Genomic DNA, 25853 nt, shown 5'->3' with positions numbered 1-25853 from the left:
TTGCAAAGCTGGGTAAACCCAGTCTTTTCGCTTAATTATTTGCCAACTTAGTCAATTTTCGCCTAGCTAATGAGTTACACCACTTTAGATTTTACCGCCTTTCTGGAGACTGTACAGCCCTTTGATCGCCTGCCCGTCGAGGTTAGACGTTCTCTGGGCCAGAAATTACAACCCTTTCGCTATGAGATGGGCAATGCCATACTCAAGTGCGACCGCTTACCCTCTCACCTCGTTCTTCTCTACCAGGGAGAGGCCAGACTTTTGGGTTACGATGCTAGGGTTAACAATCCGTTGCCGGTTACTTTGGCTAAATTGCAGCCGGCCGATTTATTCGGGTGGATTAGTCTTCTGCGCGGTAGCCCCTGTGAAACGGTGATCGCTTCTTCGGAAGTCACGATCTGTTTAACCTTAAAAGAAGAGGATTTTTGGTATTTAATCAATAATTACCCCGAATTTAAGGAACATTTCTTTAAAGAAACCTCAATCGCTGAAGTTTATGCTGTCCTAGGCTCCTATCTTAATCAACAGGCCTGGGGTGGGGGGGACCTGAAAGAAATTGCTCAGGCTCTTTTAAACAAAGCTTGTGTGTCCTACAACCAGATTAACGATGATTATCTCTGGTTAGTCAGCGAAAATACCGATAATTATCCTATCGGCACAGTTATCACCCAGAATAATCCGACTAACGCCCGCTTATTAGGTCTTTCCTCCAATCAGTTAGACGAATTCCTGACAGTTGCCACCGAAGCGGCCGCAGCAACAGAAACGGATGATATCTGGGAAACCCAAGTCATCAAAGGAAATAAACCCACCCAGGTATTGGATATCCCCCAAGGAAGAATAAGCGACATCACCAGCGATATCGACCTTGAAAAAACTGTCCAGAAAAACCAGAAATCCTATCCTTTTTTCAGGGGAAAAACGGAACTAGAGGCGGTGAGTGCCTGTTTTCAGATGATCTGCAAATATTTTAATATCCCCTTTCGCAAGGACGTGATCCAACGCATACTAAGGGATCAACTGCAAAGAACTGGCAGCCTTTCCCTGCCCCTGTGTGGGGCTGTGGCTGAGGTAGTGGGACTCCATAGCCAATTAGTACCCCTAAATGCTACTTCCTTGCCCAATATCAACCCTCCTGCCCTAATTCGCTGGCAAGACACCATCGTTATCCTCTACGAAATTAATCAACGGGAAACCACGATCGCCGTTCCCGAACGGGGGATAATTAAACGCAAAACCAGCGAATTTCTGGAATCTTGGGGCGAAAAAGGGGAAGTAATTCTGCTCAAACCCACCAAACACACCCAGCAACAGCGTTTTGGCCTATCATGGTTTTGGCCCTCTGTCAAGAAACATAAACGAGTCTTAATAGAAGTTTTTATCGCTTCTTTCTTCGTGCAGTTGTTTGCCCTAGCCAATCCCTTGATGATTCAGGTGATCATCGATAAAGTGATCGTGCAGAATAGCCCGGAAACTCTGAACACCCTCGGGGTTTTCCTCTTAGTAATTGCCGTTTTTGAGGGAATTTTAACCTTTTTGAGGACATCCCTTTTTGTCGATACCACTAACCGCATCGACATGACCCTCGGTTCGGAAATTATCGATCACCTGCTGCGCTTACCGCTGAAATACTTTGAACGGCGACCTGTGGGGGAAATTTCGACAAGAATCAACGAATTAGAGAATATTCGGCAATTTTTAACAGGTACAGCCCTAACGGTGGTATTAGATGCCATTTTCTCGGTTATCTACATCGTGGTTATGTTGATCTATAGCCCGATCCTAACCGTTTGGGCCCTGGGAGTCGTGCCGATTTTAGTTCTCTCCACAGCTATTTTCGCACCGATCGTGCGGCGACAACTGCGAGCAAAAGCGGAACGAAACGCCGAAACCCAATCCTATCTAGTGGAGGTAATGACGGGAATCCAAACCGTGAAAGCACAGAATATCGAATTGCGTTCCCGTTGGCAGTGGCAAGAGCGTTATGCGCGCTATGTGGCCGAAGGTTTTCAAACGGTCATGACCTCAACTTTGGCCGGTTCCTTTAGTCACTTCTTTAACCAATTATCGGGTTTATTAGTGCTGTGGGTGGGAGCAGCCTTAGTTTTAGACGGAAAACTCACTCTCGGTCAATTAATCGCCTTCCGGATTATCTCTTCCTACGTTACCTCGCCGATTCTGCGTTTGACCCAACTCTGGCAAAACTTCCAAGAAACCGGCTTATCCCTGGAAAGATTGGCCGATATCGTCGATACTCCCCAAGAAGCGGAACTAGATCGCCAAAATATACCCATGCCCTTAATTAAAGGCCATGTCACCTACGAAAACCTCGCTTTCCGCTTCAATCCCCACGGCGCCCTGCAACTATACAACGTCAATTTAGAATTCCCCGCCGGTACTTTTGTCGCTTTGGTGGGAGAAAGTGGTGCCGGGAAAAGTACCATCACTAAACTATTAGCCCGTCTCTACGAACCAGAATCGGGACGGATTCTCATTGATGGCTATGATATCAATAAAGTGGAACTCTATTCCCTGCGTCGTCAAATCGGCATGGTTCCCCAAGAAACCCTATTATTTGACGGTACGGTACAGGAAAATATCGCCCTGACTAACCCAGATGCTACTGTGGAGGAAATTGTCTCGGCAGCGAAAACAGCGGCGGCCCACGAATTTATTATGACCCTGCCCAATGGCTATAATACCCGTGTCGGTGAACGGGGAGCATCCCTATCGGGGGGACAACGACAACGGGTTGCCATCGCTCGTTCCGTCCTGCAAAGACCGCAAATTCTCATTCTTGATGAGGCCACCAGCGCCCTCGACTATAACACCGAACGGCAAGTGTGTCTGAATCTCAAAGAAGCTTTCAAGGATCATACGGTCTTTTTTATCACCCATCGTCTAGCTTCGATCAAATCCGCCGATATTATTGTCATGATGGATAAAGGGACAGTAGCGGAGGAAGGCACCCACGAGGAATTAATGGCCAAAAAAGGCCTTTACTATACTCTCTATAAACAACAGGATTCGCAAATCTAGTCAGTCAGTTATCAGTGATCAGTGATCAGTGATCAGTTATCAGTTATCAGTTATCAGTGATCAGTAAACGGTTATCGGTTCACTGATTACTGTTTACTGTTCACTGGACGGCTACGCCGTGCCTTTGGCAACACTGAAAAAATAAATATAGGAGAATCTTCATGGATGGTAATTCTAACAACGGTCAAAACGGCAACGGCAACGGTAAAAGCGATGAACTGACCCAAGCGGGTAAAAACGTGGCCACTACCACGAAAAATAAAAGTATTACCCCTTCCTTACCCACTTTCAGCCCACCGGAACAATCGGTGATCCTGAAACAATCGCCCATTTGGTCGCGGACGATTATCTGGACATTAATGAGTGTCACCACTGCCGCTTTAATTTGGTCAGCGTTCGCCAAAATCGAGCAGGTGGTGGGCGCCCAAGGACAACTTAAACCCCAGGGCAAAGTGCAAGAAGTACAATCACCGGTGAATGGGGTAGTACAGGAAGTTAAAGTTAAAGACGGCGATCGAGTTAACAAAGGTGATGTACTGGTTTTAATGGATTCCAGTGCCTCGAAAGTGCAGTTAGAATCCTTGAGAAAAATTCGCACCAGTGCTGAGAAGGAAAATCAATTCTATCGTCTCTTAATGGCGCAGGATCTGACACCGGCAGCAGTGGAAAGTTCGATCGCTCAATTAAAATTACCGAGTGAAATCGCCGACTTAGCCCGTAATCGTGCCGCTTTGGTGGCAGAAAATCAACTTTATCAAGCACAGGTCAATGAAGGTGCCTCTAGATCTTCTTTACAAGGTGATCAATTAGCCCGTTTAGAGGCGGCCCAACGGGAGTCCGATTCTCGACAAGCGGCCGCTAGATTGGAAATGGAACAACTAGAAAAACAATTGGCCCAAACTAGGGTACAGTTGGCCGATGCCCGCTCGCAATTAATTAATGATCGCTTCGTCTTAGAAGAAATTAAGACTCGTAATGCCAATGCCATGAAACAGGGCCAAGAAAGCTTGGATATCGAGCGCAATATTCTTAACGATATTGAACCGTTGGCAGAAGAAGGAGCAGTGGCTCGTTATCAGATCAACAAGCAAAAACAATCGGTTACTGACCGTCAAAATGAACTGCTGCAGCAAGAGGCTAATGGCAAAATCGATCAAGAAAAACAAGAGAAAGAAGTACAAACCGGCATCGCCGAAATTTCCCGTTTGGAACAGGAGGAAAAGCGTTATTTCCTGTTGATCTCCCAAGCGCGAGAAAAGCTGATTAATACCACGGTAATCACGGAAAAAGATGTGCGCGATAAAATGGCGGACAATCACAAACGGATCGCTGAAATCGATAGTCAGATCAGTCGCATTATCATTGATAATAACAAGCGCATTGCTGAACTAGACAGTCAAATTAGTCAAGCACAACAGACGATTAAATATCAAAAAATTACCGCCCCCATCGATGGTGTGGTCTTTGATCTCAAGGCGCGGCCGGGGTTTGTTCCCCAACCGAGTCAAGCGGAGGCATTATTAAAACTTGTTCCCGATGGCTGTCCCACCCAGGTCAAAGATGCCGCTAAAGGTTGTTTAGTGGCAGAGGTGGACGTGACTAACCAAGACATCGGTTTTGTCCGCGTGGGACAAAAAGCCGATATTCGCATTGATTCCTTTTCCTACAGTGAATACGGCGATATTAAGGGAGAAGTAATCTCGATCGGTTCCGATGCTTTACCTCCCGACGAAAATCACCGTTTTTATCGGTTCCCCGTCCGGGTACGCTTGAACAGTCAAGATTTAGTTTTGAAAGATCAATCCACTCTACCCCTGCAATCGGGGATGTCCGTGAGCGTCAACATCAAAGTCAATGAAAATCGCACTGTTTTGGGACTATTTACCGATATGTTCAACAAACAGGTGGATACTCTCAAACAAGTCCGTTAAGCGAAAAAATTCGGGGGTACATCCTGCCAACGGCCCGATCCGATGGCGTTAATCGCTTCCGAGAGGTTAACTGCACCGGTATAAAGGGCGCGGCCCACGATTACTCCCGTTACTCCCAAAGGTTCCAAAGACAATAAACTCAGTAGATCCGTCAGGGAACTAATACCCCCGGAGGCGATCACGGGAATTTCGACAGATTCGGCTAATTCTCGCAAAGCGGCGAGATTAGGGCCAGAAAGCGTGCCATCTCGATGAATGTCAGTGTAGATAATCGTGCTGGCCCCTCTTTTTGCCATATCTTGCCCAAGAGCGATCGCTTCTACCTCGGAGGTTTCTAACCAACCCCGAGTGGCTACTTTGCCATCGCGAGCATCAATACCAACAATTATTTGCCCCGGAAAGCTTTGACAAAGTTCGCTGACTAATTCTGGCTTTTCTACGGCTATTGTCCCTAAAATCGCCTTTTCTACCCCGATTTTTAGGAGATTACTCACCGTTTCTAGATCTCGCAGTCCACCCCCCACCTGCACCGGGATGGCAATATCATTAAGAATTGTTTCAATAGTTGACAAATTAACCGATTTACCCTCTTTAGCTCCATCCAAATCAACTAAATGTAATCTGGTTGCCCCCTGATTGACCCATTCTCGCGCCACTATTGCGGGATTATCGTTAAAAACCTGCGATTGTTGGTAATCTCCCTGATAAAGTCGCACACATTTGCCATCGAGAATATCAATAGCGGGGATAACTTCCATGTTTTTCTCAATATCTAACTAAGGAGCGTTTTTCATTATATAGTACCAGCCGTCAGCTATCCGTGATCAGTTTGGAGTCTGACAGGGGAACAATCCCTCTCAAAGCATTGTCCACAAAGGTTTTGAGGCTCTTCAGTTACAAACAGATACATCGCTTTCAGCCAAAAAGCTAAGGAGAGAATCAGGGATTTGGGCGAGCTTACTAGAAATCTTGATCAACAACTGGGGATCAGCTGCATCGAACTTTTTGGCTCGAACACCCCAAAAAGCTTGTACTGTAAAGAGTTCAGCCAGCTTGTCCCCCTGTCAGGTTTTGAGTATTAAGTGAGCAGTATCTATTAAGTGTGCATGATTAAATGGCAGTAACATTGCTGTCTTTTCACTGATTACTGTTTACTGATCACTGATTACTGATTATCGATTCCTAGAAGAAAAAATTCTTCTAGAATGATAAGTAGATATACTAGAGGAATTATACTCATGTCTGCTGGGAAGTTTCAAACAGCCGCTTCATTATCTGATCGAGAGCTAGAAATACTCGATTTAGTGGCTAATGGTTTAACTAATCAAGAAATCTCGGAAAAGCTAGAGATTAGTAAGCGTACCGTCGATAATCATATTAGTAACATCTTGACGAAAACAAAAACCGATAATCGGGTGGAGTTGGTGCGTTGGGCATTGCATTGGGGTAAAGTTTGTCTAGATGATATTAATTGTTGTATCCTTCCTTCCCCGGTGCCGACCGATGATCAGGTTTCCTAAACTTCTGGGACTTTTGCTTGCGGTTAATATCATCAGTCTGGGGGGATGTAGTGATGCGGGTTTTGTCACCCCTCCCCAACAGCTTTTAGGAAATACTTTAAATACCCCTTCCTCTGAAGATAATCCCCGTTTTAACTACGATGGTCGTTATCTGGTCTTTGCCTCCGATCGCAGGGGTCAACGAACGATTTATTTATTCGATCGAGTGGCTAATCGTTTAGTTCCCCTACCCGGGTTAAATCAAGCAAAAACCTATCAAGATCAACCGGATATTAGTGCCGATGGTCGCTATATTGTTTATGTGTCGGAACAGTCCGGTAAACCCGATATATATATTTATGATCGACAAACTCTGCAAACCAAAAATCTCACCGAAAATATTTTAGGAGAAGTGCGTCGTCCGACGATTAGTGGTAACGGTCGTTTTATTGCTTTTGAAAGTAATCGTTTCGGTCAATGGAATCTGGAAATATTTGATCGAGGTGGTGAAATTTCTCCTTCTTTACCCTCGATCAATTCTTCCCCGTCCCGATAATCAGTGATCAGTAATCAGTGAAAAGACAGCAATGTTAAGTAGTCGTGCAAAATTAATTTCCTAGTGAAGATAGGCAAGAGGCAAGAGGTGGTTAGATATGTGTAATTAATTTTGCTTAGGTACTTACTGCCATTTGATATGGAGAGTTTGGTCAGTATCTCTGTCAAAACTGGAATTAGCAGCACGGCAGGGATCAACAGATTAAATCCCTGGGACTTTATATTATGCCAGAAAGGACTGTCCCTCCCGGAGAAAAACAGGCAATTGAAAAAGAACTACTCTGGCAGCAAAATTGTCGGCTCTCCCAGCTTTGGTGGGTAAAATGTATTCTAAGATACATTTCTCAAGAGCGAGGGGGTGGAACGAACCACAAAGACACAAAGGACACAAAGATCGATCGATCCTATGTCAATTAAACTTATCACACAGAACCTAGAAGAGCCAATTGTCTTTAATCAGCTATCAGTCATCAGTCATCATTTATTATTTATTAGCCAGATCCAAGTCATCTTTTTCCCTTTCCCACTAACTACCGCTCAACTTTAAACATCGCTAGAACCGCTCTGGAGAGTAGCGAGGGATTTCTCAAAATTCATTCTCTGTTCGGCATTGCGGAGAAAGTAACCACTCATCATTGCCGAGGCCAATAACCGGCCTAGATGTTCGCGACTGGTACTGATAGTGACCCCGAAATGTTCAGAGGGAAGGTTGCCCAAAAGTCCGATAATGTTGCGTTCCATCACCTGGAAAACCTCTGGGGACTCCGGTTTCGAGAGTTGGGCGATTGTTTCTGGACTTAGGGTCTGCACATACTGCCACAAACTCTCGGAAAATTCGCTATCGGTACCAAATAAATTGTGATGGCGATCGTTTTCTCTATACACCTTTGATCTCCTTAACTCAATTTTTTTAAATTACCCTTTTGGTTCTTCCAATCTAACAGTTTTTTGAAATAGTGGGAGTCGGTAGAACCGAACCTGAAGGTGATGGTAATCCCAAGCAGAAAACCCATCTCCAGCAAAAATAAAAAACTTAACACTGATGATAACCGATCGCTGTTCACCGATAACTTTTATTTACCCATACCTAACTGCTGGGCCTTTTGATAGACTTTCCCCTCCGTCAGCAGCGAGGGAGCAATCACCACTTCCACCTGTTGCATTTCTCTTAAGTTCTTAGCACCTAAAGTTCCCATACTGGTTTTCAGCGCCCCTAGGAGGTTATGAGTACCATCATCTAATTTTGCCGGTCCAACGAGGATTTCGGCAATAGTTCCCGTACTGCCCACACTAATTCGGGTCCCCCGGGGTAGAACCGGACTAGGTGTGGCCATACCCCAGTGAAAACCGCGGCCAGGGGCCTCCAATGACCGGGCAATGGGAGAACCAATCATCACCGCGTCAGCACCACAGGCGATACATTTGCAGATATCACCGCCGGTAATAATGCCGCCATCGGCAATAACGGGGACGTATTTACCGGTTTCTTGGAAAAAATCGTCCCTAGCGGCGGCACAATCGGCCACAGCAGTGGCTTGGGGAACTCCCACTCCTAAAACGCCGCGAGAAGTACAGGCAGCCCCCGGACCGATACCGACTAAAACCCCAGCTGCCCCGGTTTTCATCAGGTTAAGGGCGACTTCGTAGGTGACGCAGTTACCCAAAACCACGGGAATGGGCATTTCTTGGCACAGTTGCACCAAATCGAGGGGGGTGATAGCTTCCGGGGATAAATGGGCAGTGGAAACAACCGTTGCTTGGACAAAGAGAATATCGGCCGCTGCTTGGGCAACGATAGCACCGTATTTGACGGCACCGGCAGGGGTGAGGCTAACTGCCGCAATACCGCCTTTTTCTTTAATTTCTTGAATACGAAGCTCGATTAGTTGCGGTTTAATCGGTTCTGCGTAGAGTTCCTGCATTAAACCGACGAATTCTGCTTTGCCGACCGCCGCAATGCGATCGAGAATCGGGTTAGGATCCTCGTAACGAGTTTGAATACCTTCGAGGTTTAGTACCCCTAGCGCCCCCAACTCGGAGAGAAGGACGGCCATTTTAGTATCCACCACCCCATCCATAGCGCTGGCGATAATCGGGATTTCCCGCTCGATATTGCCGAGAGACCAACGGGTATCGGCTAAACTAGGATCGAGGGTTCGCACTCCGGGTACAAGTGCGATTTCATCGATACCGTAAGCTCTACGGGCTGTTTTGCCCCGACCAATAATTGTATCCACGTTTCTATACTATTTCAGACCTATTTAGCCTAGACTAGCAAATTTCGCACCATCTCGAAAAGCTTTTCGGTATTATGGCAAACTAGGCATCGGGAAAATAATCGCCACAGTTGATCGCTTGTTCGGTGTTGGCGCTCCTGGGTTGTACACTACATTTGAGGCGATAATCGTTGGTAAAGTAGCGGCAGTGGGAGCAAGGGATAGAGTGCATCCGTCGCGCAACTTGCCAACTATCGCGCACGGCACTGGTTAAAGACCAGCAAACTAAAGCGATAATGGCAGCGGCGATTGAAAAACGTAAAATAATCCAGATTTCCATAGCGAGCAACTAAAATTACCTGATGTGGATGGGAATCAACTGAGGCAATCGGCAGAGGGTTAGATACTGAACCGTTTACTGACATCCAGACTAACCGTTAGCAATCACCAGACTTTTAAGAACATTTTCGGTCATGGCCGCTATTTGATCCAATTGTTCCTGATGGCGTTTTGCCTGTTTTTTGGCTTCTACCTTGCGTTTCAGGGCTTCCCGGGCTAAATCATCGCGATTTCTGCTTAAAGCTTCGATCGCTACTCGATTCCATGTTTCTGCTTCTTGAATGGCTTTTTTGTACTGGGGTTGAATTTCATCCCAACTCACCTTAAGATTGCTTAAAGCCCCTGTTAACAGGGTTTGGGCATTGTTGGGGTCGGCTCCGATCAGGGATTTTTTCAGAGGTTCGTAGAGTCCGACCGCTTGTAAATGGGTAATAATCGGGATAAATTCTTCTATCTGTTGACTTTTGCTAATACCGGTCTTACACCAAGTGGCAAAATGTTCGCAGTTGTTAAAAAGAAGATTATATTTCTGCTCCCCCAGACGACTTAGCGCCCTTTCTACCACCACATCGGGGATAAATGAAAATCCCACCTCTACATAGCGCACCACATAGATTTTACCCCCCCTAGCAAAGGTTTCTAGGGAAGTTCGTTCCACAATCTCGCTCGGTTTTCGGTAATGAATGACGCTACCATCACCGCAATCGATGCCATGATGGGCATAAACACCCCGAAGATTGAGCAATTCCCGATAGGCGTATATTTGATCCCCTTTAGCCATATTTTTTTAGTGATAGAGTAAACAAGGAGATTATCTATTGAGTCAGTTTTTCTGGGTATTAATCTTCGTTTTCATGAAAATATTCCCGATCGCGATTTGTCAAAACCTATGGTAGCATTTATCTTAATAGTGAGGTACAAAGTTTTCCTTTAGGGGAGTCGGTCGTCAATACCAAATTAGGTTACACTTCATTTTTATGGGAAACGCTGTAAAAATTATCGCAGCAGAAATTGAGAACTATAGCCTAAATACCAGCGATGGAAGCCCCTTTTTGACTGTTAACCCCCTTAAACCAGAGATTATGGATGCTTTTAGTCCCTTTCCCCCTGACTGGACAGAGAATGCTGTTCACGCCTACAATTTTTGTTGTCCTTACTGTGGGGCAAAAGCTAAAGAAGCTCAGGCCGTTTGGATCAATCGCCGCGCTCCCGTTTTAGGAGAAGATTCCCGTCGTAAATGGCAGGAATTCTATCATTGTCAATGCGATCGAGTTTGGTGGGCCTGGAGTAGTGATCGACCTGCCGAAAATAAGTAATTCTCAATCGGGAATCGAAAATATGGCCGATGTTTATGTTTCTTGGGATGAATACCATCGTCTGATCGAAAAATTAGCAGTAAAAATCGATCATTCTGGTTGGCAATTTGCTCAGATTGTCTGTTTAGCTAAGGGAGGATTGCGCGTCGGTGACATTCTCTGTCGTCTTTTTCGTCAACCCCTAGCCATTCTCTACGCTGCTTCCTACGGGGGGCAAAATCATCAAATTCGGGGAGAATTAACTATTTCCTCGAATTTAGCCATGATCGAAGCCAAATTAAAGAGTCCCTTGTTATTAGTGGATGATTTAGTCGATTCGGGAATCACCCTCCAAAAAACCTCGATTTTATTGCAGGAAAAATACGGGATTACCAATATCAAAACTGCGGTGATCTGGTACAAAGCGGCATCAAGAATCAAACCTGACTATTATGTGAAATATTACCCCGATAATCCTTGGATTCATCAACCCTTCGAGCGTTACGAGTTAATTACCCCCAAAGACCTCCTAGAATAAATTCAGTTTAGCATCAGCGGTAGAGAGTTTCCCCTTAAAAATACCACCAAAGAAGATTCATATCTGAAATCGGCAACGCCATCTATTCTCCGTAGGATTCAGCAGTAATTTTGCCCCGAAAAACGATGTAATTATAAACTGTATAGGCTAGTAAAATTGGGATTAAAAAACCAACAAAAGTCAGCATAAACACCAAAGAACTAGGGGCGGCCGCCGCTTGATAAATTGTCACGGACGGGGGAATAATATCGGGGAAAATCAACAATCCCAAACCGATAAAAGAGAGCATAAACAGCAATACTGTCCAGACCATGGGGGTGTTTTCTTCCTTTAGTTGCAAACTCCGCAGTAATAAACCCAGTAAGACCACAGCTAAAATCGGGATGAGGATAAAGATGTAAATTAGTCGAGGGTCAAATAAACGCTGACGGATATGGTCAGAAAGCAGCGGCGTACTGATGGTGATAAAGACAGCACCGATAAAAGTGGTAATAGCGGCAATTTTTGCCGTTTTATAGTGAACTTCCTGTAAATTACCCGTAGTTTTCAAAATTAGGTAAGTGGAACCCACTAAAACATAAGCTTGGATTAAAGTTAGAGACACTAGAATCGATCGCCATGTTAACCAATCAAAGGGGCCGCCGGCAAAATGACCCAATTCATCCACTTTAATGCCCTCAAAAACCGCACCGAGGGCGAATCCTTGCCCCAAAGCGGCCAAAAAACTGCCGAGTCCGAAGGCATAATTCCAGAACAACTTGCGACGAGAATGTTCACGAAACTCGAAGGAAACAGCCCGAAATAACAGCCCCACCACCATAATCACTGCTGGCAGGTATAAAGCGTTTAAAATTGTCCCGTAAGCTAGGGGAAACGCCCCAAACAGGGAACCACCCATCAAGACAATCCAAGTTTCGTTAGCATCCCAAACATTGCCCAAACTGGTCATTAAAATACTGCGACGCTTCTCGGAGGAGGAAGTCAGGGAAAGAATTCCCACCCCCAAGTCAAAACCATCGAGAAGGACGTAGAGAAACAGAAATAATCCCAGAATAAAAAACCAAATTTGCGGCAAAAAATACTGTAACGGTTCCATAGTTCCTCCTATTGTTGCGCTTCTAGGGAACGAGGATTTAGTTCTGGTGAGGTCACTTTTTCCTGTTGAGTCCCCGGCAGTGGTAAGTTAAGATTTGGTCCCTGACGGATAATAAGACTACCGAAATAGAGAGCAGAAACCAAGAAAACGACATAAATCGCCGTAATTCCGATTAAAGAGGTTAAAATCTCGCCTGCGGGCAGTTTAGAAGCAGCATCCACTGTCCGGATTTGATTGTAAACTGTCCAGGGTTGACGACCGACACAACGGACAATCCAACCGGTTTCAACCGCAAGATAACCCAGAGGGGCTGCAAAAACCCAAGCGCGCAGTAACCATTTTTGACTGTCGATTTTTTCGTTAGATAATTGACCGCGCAGCCATTGCCCGACAGTTACAGCCATTAAAGACGCGAGAAAAAGACCGATAGCGACCATAATCCGGAAGGAATAATAGATTAGCCCCACCATGTGCGGTCTGTCTTCGTATTTCCACGTTTTTAAGCCCAGAACAGGTTCCGATAACTTGGGTTTTAATTCCAAAAGATAACCCAAAGCATTAGGAATCTTCACTTCCCAGCTATTTGTCTCCGCTTTATCCTTGGGTAAAGCAACCAAACTCCAACCGGCAGTTTCTCCCGCAGGAATGGTTTCCCATTGCGCTTCCATGGCGGCTAATTTAGCCGGTTGATAGTGATACACTTGTTCAGCACTAAGATGACCGACAAAAATTTGCAAGGGAGCAATAACAATCGCTAGAGTAAGAACAATTTTGAGAGAACGACTAAAAAAGCTAATGTGACGTTTATTGAGCAAATACCAAGCACTAATCCCACCAATGACGAAAAGAGAAGTTTCCAGAGTAGCGAAAAACATATGCAGGAAACTATTAACCATGAAGGGATTGAGAATCGCTTGTAGGTAATCCTGAACGATAAATTTACCATCCACGAAAATGCCGCCGGCGGGGGTTTGCAGCCAAGAATTAGCGGTTAAAATCCAGAAAGTGGAAAGATTAGCCCCGAAAGCGACGAGAATTGTCGCTAGGAAGTGAATTAAAGGGGGAACTCGTCCCCAACCAAACAACATAATTCCTAGAAAACTAGCCTCTAGCATAAAGGCCATGGTTCCCTCGAAACCGAGGATAGTTCCGAAAAAGTCCCCCACTGCTTCCGAAAAAGGCGCCCAATTCATACCAAACTGGAAGGCCATGGGTAAACCAGAAGCAACTCCAATGCCGAAATTGAGAATGTAGAGTTTTGACCAGAAGCGAGCGTGATGATAGTAGTCAGGATTGCGAGTTTTTAGCCATAATCCTTCGACAATGACTAGATAAATGCCCATACCAGTGGTTAACACCGGCCAAAGCATATGGAAGATAGCGGTGATGGCGAATTGTATCCGCGACAAAGCAACGGGATTGGCAAGTAAATCCATGATTACAATCTTTAAACGATCGTGAAGATATGATAAGCACCTATAATACTTAGCCAGTAATGCCCTGAAAAGGCAAGGGTAAATAGGGATTATATAGATTGTTTTTAGATTTATGCGATCGCTTTGGTGTTAGTCAATGACTTAGTTAGTATTCTTGTATTATATTGGGGGGAAAACTCAGAAAAATTGCTAGAATATTAGCCTGATTAATTAATTTTCCCCTCGATCGAGTATGACTTTCTCCTCAGCCGCAGACTTTCAAGATGAATTTGATGTCATCGTCGTCGGGGCGGGCCATTCCGGCTGTGAAGCGGCCCTAGCTTGCGCCCGTCTCGGTTGTCGTACCCTTCTCCTCACCCTTAATCTCGATAAAATCGCCTGGCAACCCTGTAACCCCGCCGTCGGTGGTCCAGCTAAATCCCAATTAACCCACGAAGTGGACGCTTTAGGCGGCGAAATTGGCAAAATGGCCGACCGCACCTATCTGCAAAAACGGGTTCTTAATGCCTCTCGCGGACCGGCAGTCTGGGCCCTACGCGCCCAAACCGATAAACGGGAATACGCGGCGGTGATGAAAGGTATCGTCGAAACCCAAGCCAATCTGGTTATTCGGGAAGGCATGGCCACAGACCTGATTTTAGGGGCAAATGAGCAAGTTTTAGGGGTAGAAACCTATTTCGGCACTTGTTTCGCCGCTAAAGCCGTCATTTTAACCACTGGCACTTTTTTAGGCGGCAAAATCTGGATCGGCGGCAAATCCATGGCCGCCGGACGCGCGGGCGAATTTGCGGCGGTGGGTTTAACAGAAACCCTAAATCGTCTCGGATTCGAGACCGGTCGCCTAAAAACTGGCACTCCTGCCCGTGTGGATAAGCGTTCAGTGGATTACTCCCGCATGGAACCGCAACCGCCTGATGAGGAGGTGCGTTGGTTTAGTTTTGATCCGGAGGTGTGGATCGAACGGGAACAAATGAACTGTCATCTCACCCGCACCACGGCGGCCACTCATCAATTAATCAGAGATAATTTACATTTATCCCCCATTTATGGCGGTTTTATTGACTCCAAAGGGCCGCGTTATTGTCCTAGTATTGAGGATAAAATCGTCCGTTTTGCCGATAAAGAAAGTCATCAAATTTTTATCGAACCGGAAGGGCGCGATATTCCCGAACTTTATATCCAAGGCTTTTCAACCGGACTGCCGGAAAATGTTCAATTAGCAATGCTGCGGACTTTACCCGGTTTAGAAAACTGTGTGATGTTGCGTGCTGCCTATGCAGTGGAATATGATTATTTACCAGCAACTCAGTGTTATCCAACCCTGATGACGAAGAAGATTGAGGGATTATTTTGTGCGGGACAAATTAACGGGACAACCGGTTATGAAGAAGCGGCAGCCCAGGGACTGGTGGCGGGGATTAATGCGGCCCGGTTTGCTTTAGGAAAAGAGTTAATTGTTTTTCCCCGGGAGGAAAGTTATCTAGGAACTTTGGTCGATGATTTGTGTACCAAGGATCTGCGGGAACCCTATCGAATGTTAACCAGTCGTTCCGAATATCGCTTAGTATTGCGATCGGATAATGCAGATCAAAGATTAACACCTTTAGGGCGAGAAATTGGCTTAATTGATGACCGGCGTTGGCAATTATTCCAAACTAAACAGGCTAATATTATCGCTGAAAAAGAACGCCTACACGAAACGAGAATTAAAGAACGGGATGAGGTGGCAATTGCCATCGTTAAGGATACGGAACAAAAAATCAAAGGTTCTCTCTCTTTAGCGGATTTACTGCGTCGTCCTAGCTTGCATTATCTCGATCTTGATCGCTATGGTTTAGGTAATCCCGAGTTAAATTTAGCCGAAAGAGAAGGGGTAGAAATTGAAATTAAATATTCCGGTTATCTGAAACGACAACAAAATCAAATTGACCAAATTAGTCGCCACAGTAACCGTCATTTATCCCCCGATATTGACTACATGAAAATCGAAACTTTGTCAATGGAATCGCGGGAAAAATTAACAAAAATTAAACCCGCCACCATCGGTCAAGCCTCGCGAATTGGCGGAGTCAATCCTGCCGATATCAACGCTTTATTAGTGTATTTAGAAATGCGGCAGATGTCGGCAGTTAAAAGTTAGCAAATAATTCTGATTATCAGCGATCGAGAGTTATCATCGGCTGCTTAATTAGGGTTTGCTGAATAAATGTGAAATGTAGGCAAGGTAAGGGTTTTGTGGCTTTTCTCGCGAAACAGGTGCAAGATTTTGAGAGAATCATGCTTCAAAACCTTGCGTCTTCATCGGCCCGCCTCCTGTAGGGGCGAAGCATTCGGGCAATAACCTATCGGTGAAACCGTAGATTTTCTATCCGAATGCTTCGCCCGTACTTTTTCAGCAAACCCTAAGTGGGTGGGTGGAATTAAATATAAAATGAACGTAGGTTGGGTTGAAGCATGAAACCCAACGCCCGCATGGGTTACGCTACCGCTAACCCATCCTACAAATAATTGTGCCTACCTACTTAATTAGCAGACCCAATCAAAATAAAGGGCGACCAAAAATAAGGATGGCTTTTAATTTGACTCAGTTTGGCCTTTTGCATGGCTTCACTTTTAGTCATACCATTCTTGAGATTTTGATAAAATTGGGTCATAATTTCGGCACTGGTATTATCTTCAGCATTCCAAAGACTGGCAATTACTGATTTAGCACCGGCTCTTTCTAAGACGTAAGCAAGTCCTGAAATTTCCTGGCCGTCTGCGTTGGCTTCCTTGGCGGTTTGACAGGCACTCAGGGTGATTAATTCGGTATTTTTTAAGCCTAATAATGCGGCATCAGCGATGTTATATTGCTCTTTATTGGCGAAAAGAATAGTATTAGCTTGCATACCCAAATTAGGACAGCCAGCAAGATTAAAGCATCCATGAGTTCCTAAGTGTAAAATCGAGAAGCGAAAGGCTTGTTTTTTGAATATATCTAGAGTTGCGTTTATACCGAGATATTTTTCACTTCCCGGAAAGATTTTGCTGATAGTTTCTGCTTCTATTTCTGTGCCTTTAAGTTCTTCTTGGGTGGGTTTAGGGTTAGCAAATGCTAGGCCTTGTAAGGGTTTTCTTTCGGTCGCGGGAGGGGTAGATGTGGAGATGCGAGTTAAATAATAAATTGGATATTTTTCTAGGAGAACTTGGTCATTTTTCTTATCGTAGAGAGTTTCAAAGGGAATATAGCGCAGTTGTCCAGTGGCGATAATAGCGATATTTTTCGGGGAACTGGTGGCGATTTGTGATTCAATGGGACGGATTAAAATCTCGTAGAGTTTGCCACCGGTAACATCCACATCGCTATTTTTATGATCGGCTAATTGGGTACGGTATTCGCTGACGAGTTTATTCAATTCCTCGCGTTTTGTATCACTTTGAATAACGATTAATTTTTCTCTGGTAACGAGAAATAGAGCGACTTCATCGCGGAGGGGAACGGGTTGAATGACGAGGGTATCAGGAGCGATATTTTTCTGGAGTTGGGCGATGTCGGTGGGTTTAGTTTCAAAAAGTTCAGCAATTTCAGGATATTTTTCTCCGATAATTTCCGCATTTTTATAGACTTTCTCCTCGAATTGTCGGATATCTTTTGCTAGTTCTTCCGAGTATTTATCCTGTAGTTGTCGGCGCATTCCTTCGAGTTGTTGATTGTCGGTGTTCCAGTTATCAAGTGCTTTTTGTGCATCGGGATCAGCAACTTTGGCATCGATCAGGCGATTGTAATCGGCGAGATCGGCGGTAGTGGCGAGGTTAAGCCATTGAAAGGCTTTTTCTGGTTGGTTTTGCTGGATGAGGACTTCGGCGAGAGTGATTACGGTTCCTTCATTGGTTGCTAAGAATTGTTTGCGGTCGTCGCGGGATAATCCTCCACGCATATCTAGGATAATTTTAAGGGATGCTTCTAAATTTTTTATTGCTTCCGAGGGTTGATTAGTATCTCGATAAACAATTCCTAAATTATTTAAAGATGCGGATTCTCCAGCACGATCGCCGATTTCTCTCCTTATGGCTAAAGCTTGCTGATGAAACTCTAGTGCTTTTTGATATTGATTGATTTTCCGATAAACAACACCAATATTGTTTAAGGTAATTCCTTTCCCTCTTTTATCGCCACTTTTTATACGAATATCTAAAGATTGCTGATAGAACTTAAGTGCTTCTTGATATTGACCCTGATTATCGTAATACAAACCAATATTAGTAAGGATTGTTCCTTCCATAGAACAACTATTACCTATATCCCTGCAAATAGCCAAAACTTGCTGATAGGATTTCAATGCTTCTTGATTCAATCCAATGTCACTGTAAATATTGCCAATATTATTTAAAGTAGTAGTCTCTATTGATTTATCATCAATTTCTCTGCTAAGAGTTAAAGCTTGCTCATAAAACTGTAATGCACTTTTATAATCTCCCAGATTCTCTGATAATAGCCCAAGGTTAGTAAGAGTAATAGCTTCTCCCAGTTTATCGCCCAGTTCACGACGAATATTTAAGGCTTTCTGATAAGATTCTCTTGCAGATTGATACTGCCCCAGATAATTATAAATTAACCCAATATTACTAAAAGCAATGCCTTCTCCATTACGATCACTTATTTCTCTGCTGATAGCTAAGGCTTGCTGAAAAAATGTTAATGCTTCTCGATATTGAGCAAGATTGCCATAAGCAAATCCAATGTTATTGAGCGTAGTACTTTCTCCTAATCGATTGCCAACTTCTCTACTAATAACTAAAGCTCGCTGATAAAATTCTAGGGCTTTTCGATACTGACTGATACTACCGTAAACAAAACCTATATTGGTAAGAGTTTCTCCTTCTCTGGTGCGATTGCCGATTTTTATATAAAGATATAGAGCTTGTTCAAGCATTTCTAGGGCTTTTTGAGTTCTACCTAAATAGAATTGCTTTCCTGACTCCTGATATAATTGTTCTGCCTCAACAGCTTGATTTTCTATTGTCTGTGCAATGACTACTGAACTTTTCATCTTTACTTCCACTAATAGTAATTGAATACCTCGCTCATTAAGCCTATCTGCTTCGGCTTTCCTCGCGTTTGTATTTTGCGCCATCACCGCAGGGATGAGAGGGGGTAGCTTCCCGTTAACAACTGGTAGGGTGACGGTAGCCACTAGAGAAAGGGTAAGTAAGGCGTAAATTTTGGGATTCATAGTTATTTCCGCTATCAGTTATTAGTTAATACACCTCATCATGAGTTCCAATGTTAATCAAAACTATTCTATCTGTTGGAATTTTCTCGTCTTGTTCTAAATAGAAAAGGCTCTCTTAGATTTGGTGGGTAAAATGTATTCTAAGATACATTACTCCTAGCGAGTGAGTGGAACGAACCACAAAGACACAAAGGACACAAAGATCGATCATAATGTAAGTTAAACTGATCACACAGAAACCAGAAGAGCCATAGAAAATGATGCGGCAATCATAACTACAGGAACAGGCTCTCAATTCCTGATATTCTCCCCTGACTCGATTAACATTTCTTGCTGTTCCCTGGGTAATTGACTAACCAACTCCAGCGCGTTTTCAAAGGTAATCATATTGAACTCCCTTGTTAAATTTAATGCGATAACAGTCTTATTTAAGTACGAAGATCTAATCAATGACATGATTTTTCCCCTCGCTAACCCGACATTAGAGGAATCTTTAATAAACGTTTCCTAATCCAATCAGCTAATTCTTCCTCTGAAAGCTTACCAACAGCAAGATCGATCCATATCTGGTATTTTTCTTGACTAGAAGCTTGAACATCGTAGCCATTGAGCCTGAGAAAAGTCCTCGTCACTACATAGGCCGTTCTCTTATTCCCATCTACAAAAGGGTGATTCTTGACAATCCCATAAGCGTAGGCTGCTGCCAAAGAAGCCATGTCAGGAGGCGACTCAGAATAAGCCAGAAAATTTTGCGGTCGGGAAAGTGCGCTTTCTAGCAACCCCTCATCTCGAATACCCTCTAATCCACCATGCTCGGCTATTTGGCGGTGATGAATCGCGAGAGCTACCCCATCAGCTATCCAGATTAGCTGGTTCATGAGCCTAAGTTGCCAGCTTTCTCAAAACATTCCAGTCTTCGCGCATCACTTCCTCCGCCACTTCCATTTGCTGGACAAATTCGGGGTCGTAGGGTGTAAGCTCAAAGCCATTCGGCGTTTCCAAGACGTAGAGCATATCGCCTTTACTAAGGCGCAGCTTCTCCACCAACTCTTTCGGGAAAATCACCCCCATAGAGTTCCCTACCGTTGTGACTTTTAACTTAATCATCGTTTTTTGACTGAGTAAATATGTCAATTATAGCACCTCCCATATTTCCTGAATTTCTCACATCACTTAACAATTTAGTATTAACTTTCCGAACCATTGTCTAATCTCTTGTTTTTCACTCTCTTCCAACGGAAAATCAATATTTTTGGGGAGCATCTCACTTATGCAATGAGTATTAATACTTATAGCAGTCAAAAACTAGAAAATCTTCAACTTGATCACAAAGAGAAATGAGATTATAATAGTTATAACTTACAATTCAGAATAGCTCTCGATGGGAGGAATAATTCAATGTTATCAGAAAATGAAAAAAGAATTAAAGAGTTATGTCAAGAGTTAGGGCAATGTCTCTATGAGCAATCCCAAATTAAGAAATTTAATAACTTGGGAGAGATAGAGGAGACAGTCAGAGATTTAATGATTCATTATGTTAACCCAGAAATCGGTATTTTTTTGTCAAAACAAGCACAGAAGAAACTGCCGGTCGGACGAGAAAAGTGAAAAGTATTTTGGGGGAATTACCAATTACAGAAAAACAAGCGAAAAAATTAGAAATAAAGTCTCGGACTCAGATGAGTCCAATGTTAGAGAAGAACTGTTTGCTATTAAGTGGCGATGAATCCTACGAAAAATCGGCGCAGAAAATCAAATCATTGACAGGGATTGCTGTTTCTCACAGTACCCAACAACGCCTCGTACATCGATATGCTTTTGAAGAATTACCGTCTAACCCAGAAGTGGAAGTGGAAGAAATGAGCCTAGATGGCGGTAAGGTACGACTAAGAACTGCCAAGGGAAAAGCCTTAATTTGGCGTGATTATAAAGCAGTGAGTTTTCATCAACTGGGGGTAGCGGCTTTTTTTCAAGATAACTCAGCTTTATTAGATTTGGTTAATTCTCAAGTTTTGGCCAAGCCTTTAATTTGTTTAGGAGATGGACATGATGGTATCTGGAATTTATTTCGTGAGATCGGAGAGAAACAGGAAAGAATTGAAATATTGGATTGGTATCATTTAATCGAAAACCTCTATAAAGTTGGCGGGTCATTCCAGCGAATTGAGGAGGTAAAATGTTTTCTATGGAAGGGGGACGTGGACGCCGCTATCTCTTGTTGTGAAGGATGGTCAGAGCCGCAAGTTGAGAATTTTATTACTTATTTAAACAAGCATAAACATCGAATTGTCAATTATGGTTATTTGCAGGCAGAGGGGATTTCCATTGGCTCTGGCTCCGTCGAATCAAAAATTAAACAAATTGCTCATCGTCTTAAAATTACTGGTGCAAGTTGGCAATCTTGTAATGTACCGCAAGTCCTTCGTCATCGCTGTGCTTATCTAAATGGTTGCCTTTTTTAACTTTTTTATTGATCTCATTAAGCATTTCTACTTATTGCAAAGGTGAGATGCTCCCTATTTTTGAATTGTTCGGCCGTTCTCTGTTTGACTCCTAAAATCTCAATCCCTACAATCCTATCCGTCTCATCGTAATCATAGACAATACCCGGCGCTACTTCCTCAGAATCAATAACCTTTCCCTCAAAACGACGAATATAAGCAGCATTAGCGGCTCGATCATAGTCTATTTTCATAGTTTCCCCTTTAATCGGCGTTCAAAACGGACAGTTACCAAAAGATTATAATTACTAAGTAGGTAGGCGTTAAAAATTCATTAACATCAACAATTTTGAAGTTCTGTAGGGGTTCATGCCAGCGTTCTCTATTCTCTTTTGGATTGCTTGATCCCCCTTCCCCACGAATAACAAGCGTTCCGCTTTTGATAATAACCTTGCCTTGAAACTCTATCTGTTTGATCTCTTTCATTGCCACTTCTTTTGTTTTTGATTCTCTCCCTAAAGCGATCATTTTTGCTTGGGAATCGAACTTGATTAATCTCCCAGATAGAGAAGTGCCATTTTTTAAAGATACTTTCGTATCATCTGGTATGAATACGGGGATTACGGGAGATCGATCGCCGGTGGCTGGTAGATGATAGCCAGCAAGAGAGGCGATCAAAACTAGGCTAGTTGCGGTTATTATTGGGTAGAGTTTTTTCATCTTTACCTTGCCTGAATGATCGGGATTTAGTTGGTTCTGTTTTCGATCTTGGATGCAGTGGGTTAGCGCTACTCCTAACCCAACCTGCGGTTTTTGTCAATATATTTTTACTTTCCGAAACCTTTGTTCGGGCGGTTTTGTTTGGCAATACGGAGGGCTTTTCCAGTTTTACCATCCTGTAGTGCGATCCGCATCGATCGCTTTTTCTGGTAGGATTGAATATCCGCCGCTAACGGATGAGAGTTATCGATGCGTAGATGGGTTAAAGAACAGACAAGACTCGTTTGTTTTCCCGATTCGTTTTTTAGGGAACAAATAATTCCCCCCTCGTCTCCCATGTAGAAAATTTTATCGATCGAAAACTGGTGATCGGGTTTGTATCGCTCGCCTTTTGTTTCAGCTATTTTTAACGTTTCGGGAGTTGCACGCACAGGGATCGGTAAACTTGCTTCCATTTTCTCAATTAAAAAACGAACTTGTCGGGGATCGTCGATGGACATGGTTATTCTCCTTGATAAAATACAAAGAACTGGCGATAGAACCCGGTCGATCGAGTAGGATAGCGATCGAAAACGCCAATCAGGGACATTTTGCCGTGAGCGCTCCGAATTCTCCCCCTCCCGGAACACAGATACTAGGAACCTTCGCCAGTCTTCTCGGTTTGCTGGGGATTTTTCTCTATTTTACAGGATGGATCTATCGGTGGGCCTATTTCGGCTGGTTTAGCCTTGAGATTAACCGTCTGGACTTGCCCTTGCGTTCCTTCCTTTTCGTGCCGATACAGGTCTTCTGTGGCGATTTCGGGGCGTTGCTGCGAACGTTTCTGGCGCTGGTTGCCGTTGCCTTTGCGATTCAATTTACTCTCTGGATTTTGTCTCCCCTGCCATCCTATTCAATTGTCAGTCAATCTAAACGGAAATTTCATCAAAAATTTCAACCCCTAAGTTTATTAGTTCGGGGAATTCCCGAATCTCTCCGAAAAGATTTGATCGCTGTTATTTGGCTATTAATTATTCTTTTTTGGTTAGCTCGAATTCAGGGATCGATCGATGCCCGTCGCGATGCAATTAATGATAGTTCTACCTTACCAGTTATCACTTTAGTTTTACCAGAAAAACAGATAGCGATCGGTCGCAATCCTGATGATGTTTTTACCGATCCTTCTCTCAAAGGTTATCGAATTATCGGTGAGACCAAATTACTCGAAGAGCTGCGGGGAAAAGAAACGAATGATAGTAAAGTCAATCCCCCGCGAGTTTGGCGGTTATTAATCCAAAATAACAATTGGATCTATGTTTTTCGCGGGTTATCTCCTCAGTCGGCAGAAAATGAACGTCCGGCGATTCTAGCCATTCGCGAGGATAAGGAAGGACAATTGATGATTCTCGCGCCGGATGTCCCAAAATCCTGATGAGAGTCAATCGGGGAAATGATCAAAAGCGATCGTTAATAAAAAAAGTCTAAAAGTCGCAACCCACAAGGTTTTTAGATTCATTCAGCATACCCTATCTAGGGATTGCCACCACCGACAGCAATGCCAGTGCCATAAATCTGAGCATTTGTCAAGTTAATTCTCTCCATCGATGCACCTGTCACATCGGCATCATAAATCACGGCGCTGGTGAAATTGACTCCATCGAGATCAGCTTGATTGAAACTTGCATTAGTCAGAAAAGCTGCGGTTAAATTCGCGCCTTCTAGGTTAGCATCGGTCAAATCTGCGCCTTCTAAGTTAGCTTCCTCCAGATTAGCTCCCTGTAAATTCGCTTTTCTCAAATCTGCGCCGATTAGATGCGCCCCTCTTAAATCTGCACCGCGGAGATCACAGCCCGGACATTCCCGCGTATTCAATAATTGTTGTACCTGTTGGGGATTTTCCGCACCGACGGGGTTAATCAGCAGTAAGGAGGCTAGGGAACCTAGGGTAATCATTAAAGTCCTTTTCATCGTTTTCGCCTCCTCCTTCGTTTTCTTCTCTACTTTTAGGATAGGAAAAAAGCTGCTAACCAACTTCCCCCGATCGGGCTAATTCTCCTGTTATCTCACTTTTGCTTGCTTTTGCTAGTCGATCTCTCCTTTTATCACTGTTGCGATCGCTGCTCGGGCATTTTCCTTAAATTCCTTGACATCGACGCGACTTAATAACCAAACTGCTAGGATCATTCCCAATGCTTGCACGAGGAAAACTAAGCCATAGGCTAAAACCGGACTAGAAAAGACAACTTTACCGATATTTAAAATCGTACCGCCTAAAACCGTGGCTAATCCCCGGGCGATCGCTTGGGATAATCCCCAAGCGCCGATAAAAGTTCCTGCGGTTTCGGCGGCGGTTAAATCTAACATTAAACTGGTAGCTCCGGCGGTAATCATTCCCGAAGCTAAACCGAAAAAGAGCAAGCTTGATTTTAATAAACTTTGATTAGCAGAAAAGCCGGCAAAAATCAACAGAATAAAACAAATTGTTGCAAAAATACAGCCATATTTAGTGGTTTTTTGTTTACCGATGCGGGGAATGAGCATAAATCCCGTGGCAGCAATACCAAAAAGGGTTCCGGTTCCCCAAAAAGCGTTCAATTGGGTGGTTTGGGCGATACACATCCCAAAAACCTCGCCGCCAAAGGGTTCCATAATTGCATCCTGCATAAATAAACTCAAAGTCATCATCAGCAGGAAGGTGAAAAATAAACCAGTTTGCCGACTAGCGGTGAGAACCTGTAACGCATCCTTGAAGGTAATTTGATCCTCTCTTTGCACAAGAGTGGACCGGCTACTAAAACGAGAATATTTTTTTTCTACGCCAAAAGTCGCTAAAATACAGAGAACGAAAACGATAGCGGGCATAATCGCGAACACGGGGTTAATACTCGCCTGTAGCTGCGGAATATTGGCTATAGGGGCTGATTGAGTCGGATCATAGGTCAAAATATTTGTACCGCAGATATTGGGAGTATCCAGCAAACGAGAACTAACGATCGCCCCGACGACGATTCCCACCATCAGCATTGACCAAACTATAGCAACTAATTGCGATCGATTATCTTCATCGGATACATCCACCAAGAGGGCAGCAAAAGGGGTGGAACTGGCACTTAAAGCGAGTCCGTAGAGGGCGAAAATTAAGGCTAAGAGGGCAATCCAAGCGTAGGAAATGGTATTCCATCCCGAAGTTTGAATACTAAGTCCCAATTGCCAGACTACCTGCAAAGCAATAAAAGCTAAAGCGGTAAAAACTGCCGCGCCAATCCAGACATAACCGCTGCGATGATGACCGAAAATAGTTTTACCGTCGGATCTTTGCCCAAACCAGATGCGCGCCGGACTAACAAACTGGTGCATAGCGATCGCAGCTGCGGCGAGAAAGGGTAAAACTTTTAACTCATCGATCATAATCCGATTGAGAACCCCCAAAGTCAGCAGGGACATAATACCTAGTCCCATTTGAAAAAGTCCTAAGCGAAACATGGTGAAAAGTCCCAGTTTTGGCAGGGGTTTTGGGGATGAGTGAGTAGAATTGGAGATATCGCTGGTAGCCATG

Annotated in this window: 23 protein-coding genes and 2 pseudogenes; 9 read left to right on the top strand and 16 right to left on the bottom strand. The window is 43.9% G+C overall.

The annotated features are described in order from the left end of the window. Nucleotides 1–69: 69 nt before the first annotated feature. Nucleotides 70–3039 carry a peptidase domain-containing ABC transporter gene (locus tag B5D77_RS22040; RefSeq protein WP_008198778.1) on the top strand — a complete coding sequence of 990 codons (2970 nt, stop codon included), beginning with the start codon at nt 70–72 and terminating at the stop codon, nt 3037–3039. 161 nt (nt 3040–3200) lie between these two features. Next, nucleotides 3201–4970: an HlyD family efflux transporter periplasmic adaptor subunit gene (locus B5D77_RS22035; RefSeq protein WP_106909655.1), complete on the top strand. Its 1770-nt coding sequence runs from the start codon at nt 3201–3203 to the stop codon at nt 4968–4970. Here the strand turns inward: B5D77_RS22035 and hisA are convergent. After that, the gene (hisA, locus tag B5D77_RS22030) at nt 4967–5728 is read right to left on the bottom strand and encodes a 1-(5-phosphoribosyl)-5-[(5-phosphoribosylamino)methylideneamino]imidazole-4-carboxamide isomerase (protein WP_008198767.1); all 762 of its coding nucleotides are present in this window, start codon (nt 5726–5728) and stop codon (nt 4967–4969) included. The genes B5D77_RS22035 and hisA overlap by 4 nt on opposite strands. Before the next feature lie 480 nt (nt 5729–6208). Here hisA and B5D77_RS22025 point away from each other — a divergent pair, with 480 nt between their 5' ends. Both B5D77_RS22025 and B5D77_RS22020 read left to right on the top strand, forming a co-directional pair. Further along, nucleotides 6209–6490 (top strand): helix-turn-helix transcriptional regulator, encoded by a 282-nt coding sequence (locus tag B5D77_RS22025; RefSeq protein ID WP_002754772.1) that lies wholly within the window; start codon nt 6209–6211, stop codon nt 6488–6490. Continuing rightward, on the top strand, nt 6474–7025 hold the full coding sequence (locus B5D77_RS22020; protein ID WP_008198763.1) for a TolB family protein: 552 nt from the start codon (nt 6474–6476) through the stop codon (nt 7023–7025). The genes B5D77_RS22025 and B5D77_RS22020 overlap by 17 nt, the downstream gene beginning before the upstream one ends. A gap of 542 nt (nt 7026–7567) precedes the next feature. On the opposite strand, the gene B5D77_RS22010 is transcribed toward B5D77_RS22020, so the two are convergent. From B5D77_RS22010 to B5D77_RS21995, 4 genes are all read right to left on the bottom strand, one after another. Then, entirely contained in the window at nt 7568–7909 is a 342-nt protein-coding gene (locus B5D77_RS22010; RefSeq protein ID WP_008198760.1) for a DUF760 domain-containing protein, read from the bottom strand. A 188-nt stretch (nt 7910–8097) separates the two neighbouring features. Further along, complete coding sequence (locus B5D77_RS22005) at nt 8098–9261, bottom strand: GuaB3 family IMP dehydrogenase-related protein (RefSeq protein WP_008198757.1); 1164 nt, start codon at nt 9259–9261, stop codon at nt 8098–8100. 82 nt (nt 9262–9343) lie between these two features. Continuing rightward, on the bottom strand, nt 9344–9580 hold the full coding sequence (locus B5D77_RS22000) for a hypothetical protein (RefSeq protein ID WP_039899623.1): 237 nt from the start codon (nt 9578–9580) through the stop codon (nt 9344–9346). Nucleotides 9581–9670: 90 nt separating this feature from the next. Then, complete coding sequence (locus tag B5D77_RS21995; RefSeq protein WP_008198756.1) at nt 9671–10360, bottom strand: lecithin retinol acyltransferase family protein; 690 nt, start codon at nt 10358–10360, stop codon at nt 9671–9673. A 301-nt stretch (nt 10361–10661) separates the two neighbouring features. Here B5D77_RS21995 and B5D77_RS21990 point away from each other — a divergent pair, with 301 nt between their 5' ends. Together B5D77_RS21990 and B5D77_RS21985 are read left to right on the top strand one after the other, a co-directional pair. After that, on the top strand, nt 10662–10895 hold the full coding sequence (locus B5D77_RS21990) for a hypothetical protein (RefSeq protein ID WP_002771307.1): 234 nt from the start codon (nt 10662–10664) through the stop codon (nt 10893–10895). Between the two features lie 22 nt (nt 10896–10917). Continuing rightward, nucleotides 10918–11412 carry a phosphoribosyltransferase gene (locus B5D77_RS21985; RefSeq protein ID WP_044034776.1) on the top strand — a complete coding sequence of 165 codons (495 nt, stop codon included), beginning with the start codon at nt 10918–10920 and terminating at the stop codon, nt 11410–11412. A gap of 82 nt (nt 11413–11494) precedes the next feature. Here B5D77_RS21985 and cydB read toward each other — a convergent pair whose 3' ends face one another. Further along, nucleotides 11495–12508, bottom strand: coding sequence for a cytochrome d ubiquinol oxidase subunit II (gene cydB, locus B5D77_RS21980; protein ID WP_002753098.1), 1014 nt, complete (start codon nt 12506–12508; stop codon nt 11495–11497). Nucleotides 12509–12516: 8 nt separating this feature from the next. After that, nucleotides 12517–13944 (bottom strand): cytochrome ubiquinol oxidase subunit I, encoded by a 1428-nt coding sequence (locus B5D77_RS21975; RefSeq protein ID WP_106909654.1) that lies wholly within the window; start codon nt 13942–13944, stop codon nt 12517–12519. 232 nt (nt 13945–14176) lie between these two features. Here B5D77_RS21975 and mnmG point away from each other — a divergent pair, with 232 nt between their 5' ends. Then, nucleotides 14177–16084, top strand: coding sequence for a tRNA uridine-5-carboxymethylaminomethyl(34) synthesis enzyme MnmG (gene mnmG / locus B5D77_RS21970; protein WP_106909653.1), 1908 nt, complete (start codon nt 14177–14179; stop codon nt 16082–16084). A gap of 382 nt (nt 16085–16466) precedes the next feature. On the opposite strand, the gene B5D77_RS21960 is transcribed toward mnmG, so the two are convergent. From B5D77_RS21960 to B5D77_RS28200, 4 genes and pseudogenes are all read right to left on the bottom strand, one after another. Further along, entirely contained in the window at nt 16467–19157 is a 2691-nt protein-coding gene (locus B5D77_RS21960) for a tetratricopeptide repeat protein (protein WP_106909652.1), read from the bottom strand. Between the two features lie 470 nt (nt 19158–19627). Continuing rightward, nucleotides 19628–20035 (bottom strand): type II toxin-antitoxin system death-on-curing family toxin, encoded by a 408-nt coding sequence (locus tag B5D77_RS21950; RefSeq protein ID WP_106909651.1) that lies wholly within the window; start codon nt 20033–20035, stop codon nt 19628–19630. Between the two features lie 4 nt (nt 20036–20039). Then, a complete protein-coding gene (locus tag B5D77_RS21945) occupies nt 20040–20264 on the bottom strand; it encodes an AbrB/MazE/SpoVT family DNA-binding domain-containing protein (RefSeq protein WP_012267820.1) in 225 nt (74 codons plus the stop codon). Between the two features lie 66 nt (nt 20265–20330). Next, nucleotides 20331–20411 (bottom strand): annotated as a pseudogene (locus B5D77_RS28200) (DUF2283 domain-containing protein); the annotation flags it as partial. A 144-nt stretch (nt 20412–20555) separates the two neighbouring features. On the opposite strand from B5D77_RS28200, the gene B5D77_RS21940 reads away from it, so the two are divergent. Then, a protein-coding gene (locus B5D77_RS21940; protein WP_106908108.1) for an ISKra4 family transposase occupies nt 20556–21619 on the top strand; the annotation gives its coding sequence in 2 pieces (ribosomal slippage) (nt 20556–20712 and nt 20712–21619; 1065 coding nt in all). Nucleotides 21620–21636: 17 nt separating this feature from the next. Here the strand turns inward: B5D77_RS21940 and B5D77_RS21935 are convergent. The 3 genes and pseudogenes from B5D77_RS21935 to B5D77_RS21925 all read right to left on the bottom strand — a co-directional run bounded on the left by B5D77_RS21935 (nt 21637) and on the right by B5D77_RS21925 (nt 22818). Beyond that, nucleotides 21637–21852, bottom strand: a complete 216-nt coding sequence (locus B5D77_RS21935; protein WP_106909650.1) for a DUF2283 domain-containing protein — start codon at nt 21850–21852, stop codon at nt 21637–21639. A 76-nt stretch (nt 21853–21928) separates the two neighbouring features. Further along, nucleotides 21929–22318 (bottom strand): annotated as a pseudogene (locus B5D77_RS21930) (hypothetical protein); the annotation flags it as partial. A gap of 107 nt (nt 22319–22425) precedes the next feature. Further along, nucleotides 22426–22818 (bottom strand): hypothetical protein, encoded by a 393-nt coding sequence (locus B5D77_RS21925; protein ID WP_008198724.1) that lies wholly within the window; start codon nt 22816–22818, stop codon nt 22426–22428. 11 nt (nt 22819–22829) lie between these two features. Between B5D77_RS21925 and B5D77_RS21920 the strand changes: the two genes are divergently transcribed. After that, on the top strand, nt 22830–23729 hold the full coding sequence (locus tag B5D77_RS21920) for a hypothetical protein (RefSeq protein WP_106909649.1): 900 nt from the start codon (nt 22830–22832) through the stop codon (nt 23727–23729). 98 nt (nt 23730–23827) lie between these two features. Here the strand turns inward: B5D77_RS21920 and B5D77_RS21915 are convergent, their stop codons facing one another. Beyond that, nucleotides 23828–24265, bottom strand: coding sequence for a pentapeptide repeat-containing protein (locus tag B5D77_RS21915; RefSeq protein WP_002758200.1), 438 nt, complete (start codon nt 24263–24265; stop codon nt 23828–23830). A 114-nt stretch (nt 24266–24379) separates the two neighbouring features. After that, nucleotides 24380–25852, bottom strand: a complete 1473-nt coding sequence (locus tag B5D77_RS21910; protein ID WP_106909648.1) for a BCD family MFS transporter — start codon at nt 25850–25852, stop codon at nt 24380–24382. Nucleotide 25853: the final 1 nt, after the last annotated feature.

The organism is Microcystis sp. MC19, from assembly GCF_003019735.1.
In the GTDB taxonomy this organism is placed as follows: domain Bacteria; phylum Cyanobacteriota; class Cyanobacteriia; order Cyanobacteriales; family Microcystaceae; genus Microcystis.
The sequence above is the reverse complement of the archived record's forward strand: the minus strand, read 5'-3'. Positions and strand labels throughout refer to the sequence as shown.

Excerpts from the sequence above, each read along its gene's own strand:
- B5D77_RS21945 (WP_012267820.1), bottom strand. The coding sequence starts at position 20,264 with ATGATTAAGTTAAAAGTCACAACGGTAGGGAACTCTATGGGGGTGATT.
- cydB (WP_002753098.1), bottom strand. The coding sequence starts at position 12,508 with ATGGAACCGTTACAGTATTTTTTGCCGCAAATTTGGTTTTTTATTCTG.
- B5D77_RS21995 (WP_008198756.1), bottom strand. The coding sequence starts at position 10,360 with ATGGCTAAAGGGGATCAAATATACGCCTATCGGGAATTGCTCAATCTT.
- B5D77_RS21910 (WP_106909648.1), bottom strand. The coding sequence starts at position 25,852 with ATGGCTACCAGCGATATCTCCAATTCTACTCACTCATCCCCAAAACCC.
- B5D77_RS22020 (WP_008198763.1), top strand. The coding sequence starts at position 6,474 with ATGATCAGGTTTCCTAAACTTCTGGGACTTTTGCTTGCGGTTAATATC.
- mnmG (WP_106909653.1), top strand. The coding sequence starts at position 14,177 with ATGACTTTCTCCTCAGCCGCAGACTTTCAAGATGAATTTGATGTCATC.
- B5D77_RS21935 (WP_106909650.1), bottom strand. The coding sequence starts at position 21,852 with ATGAAAATAGACTATGATCGAGCCGCTAATGCTGCTTATATTCGTCGT.
- B5D77_RS21990 (WP_002771307.1), top strand. The coding sequence starts at position 10,662 with ATGGATGCTTTTAGTCCCTTTCCCCCTGACTGGACAGAGAATGCTGTT.
- B5D77_RS21960 (WP_106909652.1), bottom strand. The coding sequence starts at position 19,157 with ATGAATCCCAAAATTTACGCCTTACTTACCCTTTCTCTAGTGGCTACC.
- hisA (WP_008198767.1), bottom strand. The coding sequence starts at position 5,728 with ATGGAAGTTATCCCCGCTATTGATATTCTCGATGGCAAATGTGTGCGA.
- B5D77_RS21985 (WP_044034776.1), top strand. The coding sequence starts at position 10,918 with ATGGCCGATGTTTATGTTTCTTGGGATGAATACCATCGTCTGATCGAA.
- B5D77_RS22040 (WP_008198778.1), top strand. The coding sequence starts at position 70 with ATGAGTTACACCACTTTAGATTTTACCGCCTTTCTGGAGACTGTACAG.
- B5D77_RS21950 (WP_106909651.1), bottom strand. The coding sequence starts at position 20,035 with ATGAACCAGCTAATCTGGATAGCTGATGGGGTAGCTCTCGCGATTCAT.
- B5D77_RS22035 (WP_106909655.1), top strand. The coding sequence starts at position 3,201 with ATGGATGGTAATTCTAACAACGGTCAAAACGGCAACGGCAACGGTAAA.
- B5D77_RS21925 (WP_008198724.1), bottom strand. The coding sequence starts at position 22,818 with ATGTCCATCGACGATCCCCGACAAGTTCGTTTTTTAATTGAGAAAATG.
- B5D77_RS22025 (WP_002754772.1), top strand. The coding sequence starts at position 6,209 with ATGTCTGCTGGGAAGTTTCAAACAGCCGCTTCATTATCTGATCGAGAG.
- B5D77_RS21975 (WP_106909654.1), bottom strand. The coding sequence starts at position 13,944 with ATGGATTTACTTGCCAATCCCGTTGCTTTGTCGCGGATACAATTCGCC.
- B5D77_RS22000 (WP_039899623.1), bottom strand. The coding sequence starts at position 9,580 with ATGGAAATCTGGATTATTTTACGTTTTTCAATCGCCGCTGCCATTATC.
- B5D77_RS21915 (WP_002758200.1), bottom strand. The coding sequence starts at position 24,265 with ATGAAAAGGACTTTAATGATTACCCTAGGTTCCCTAGCCTCCTTACTG.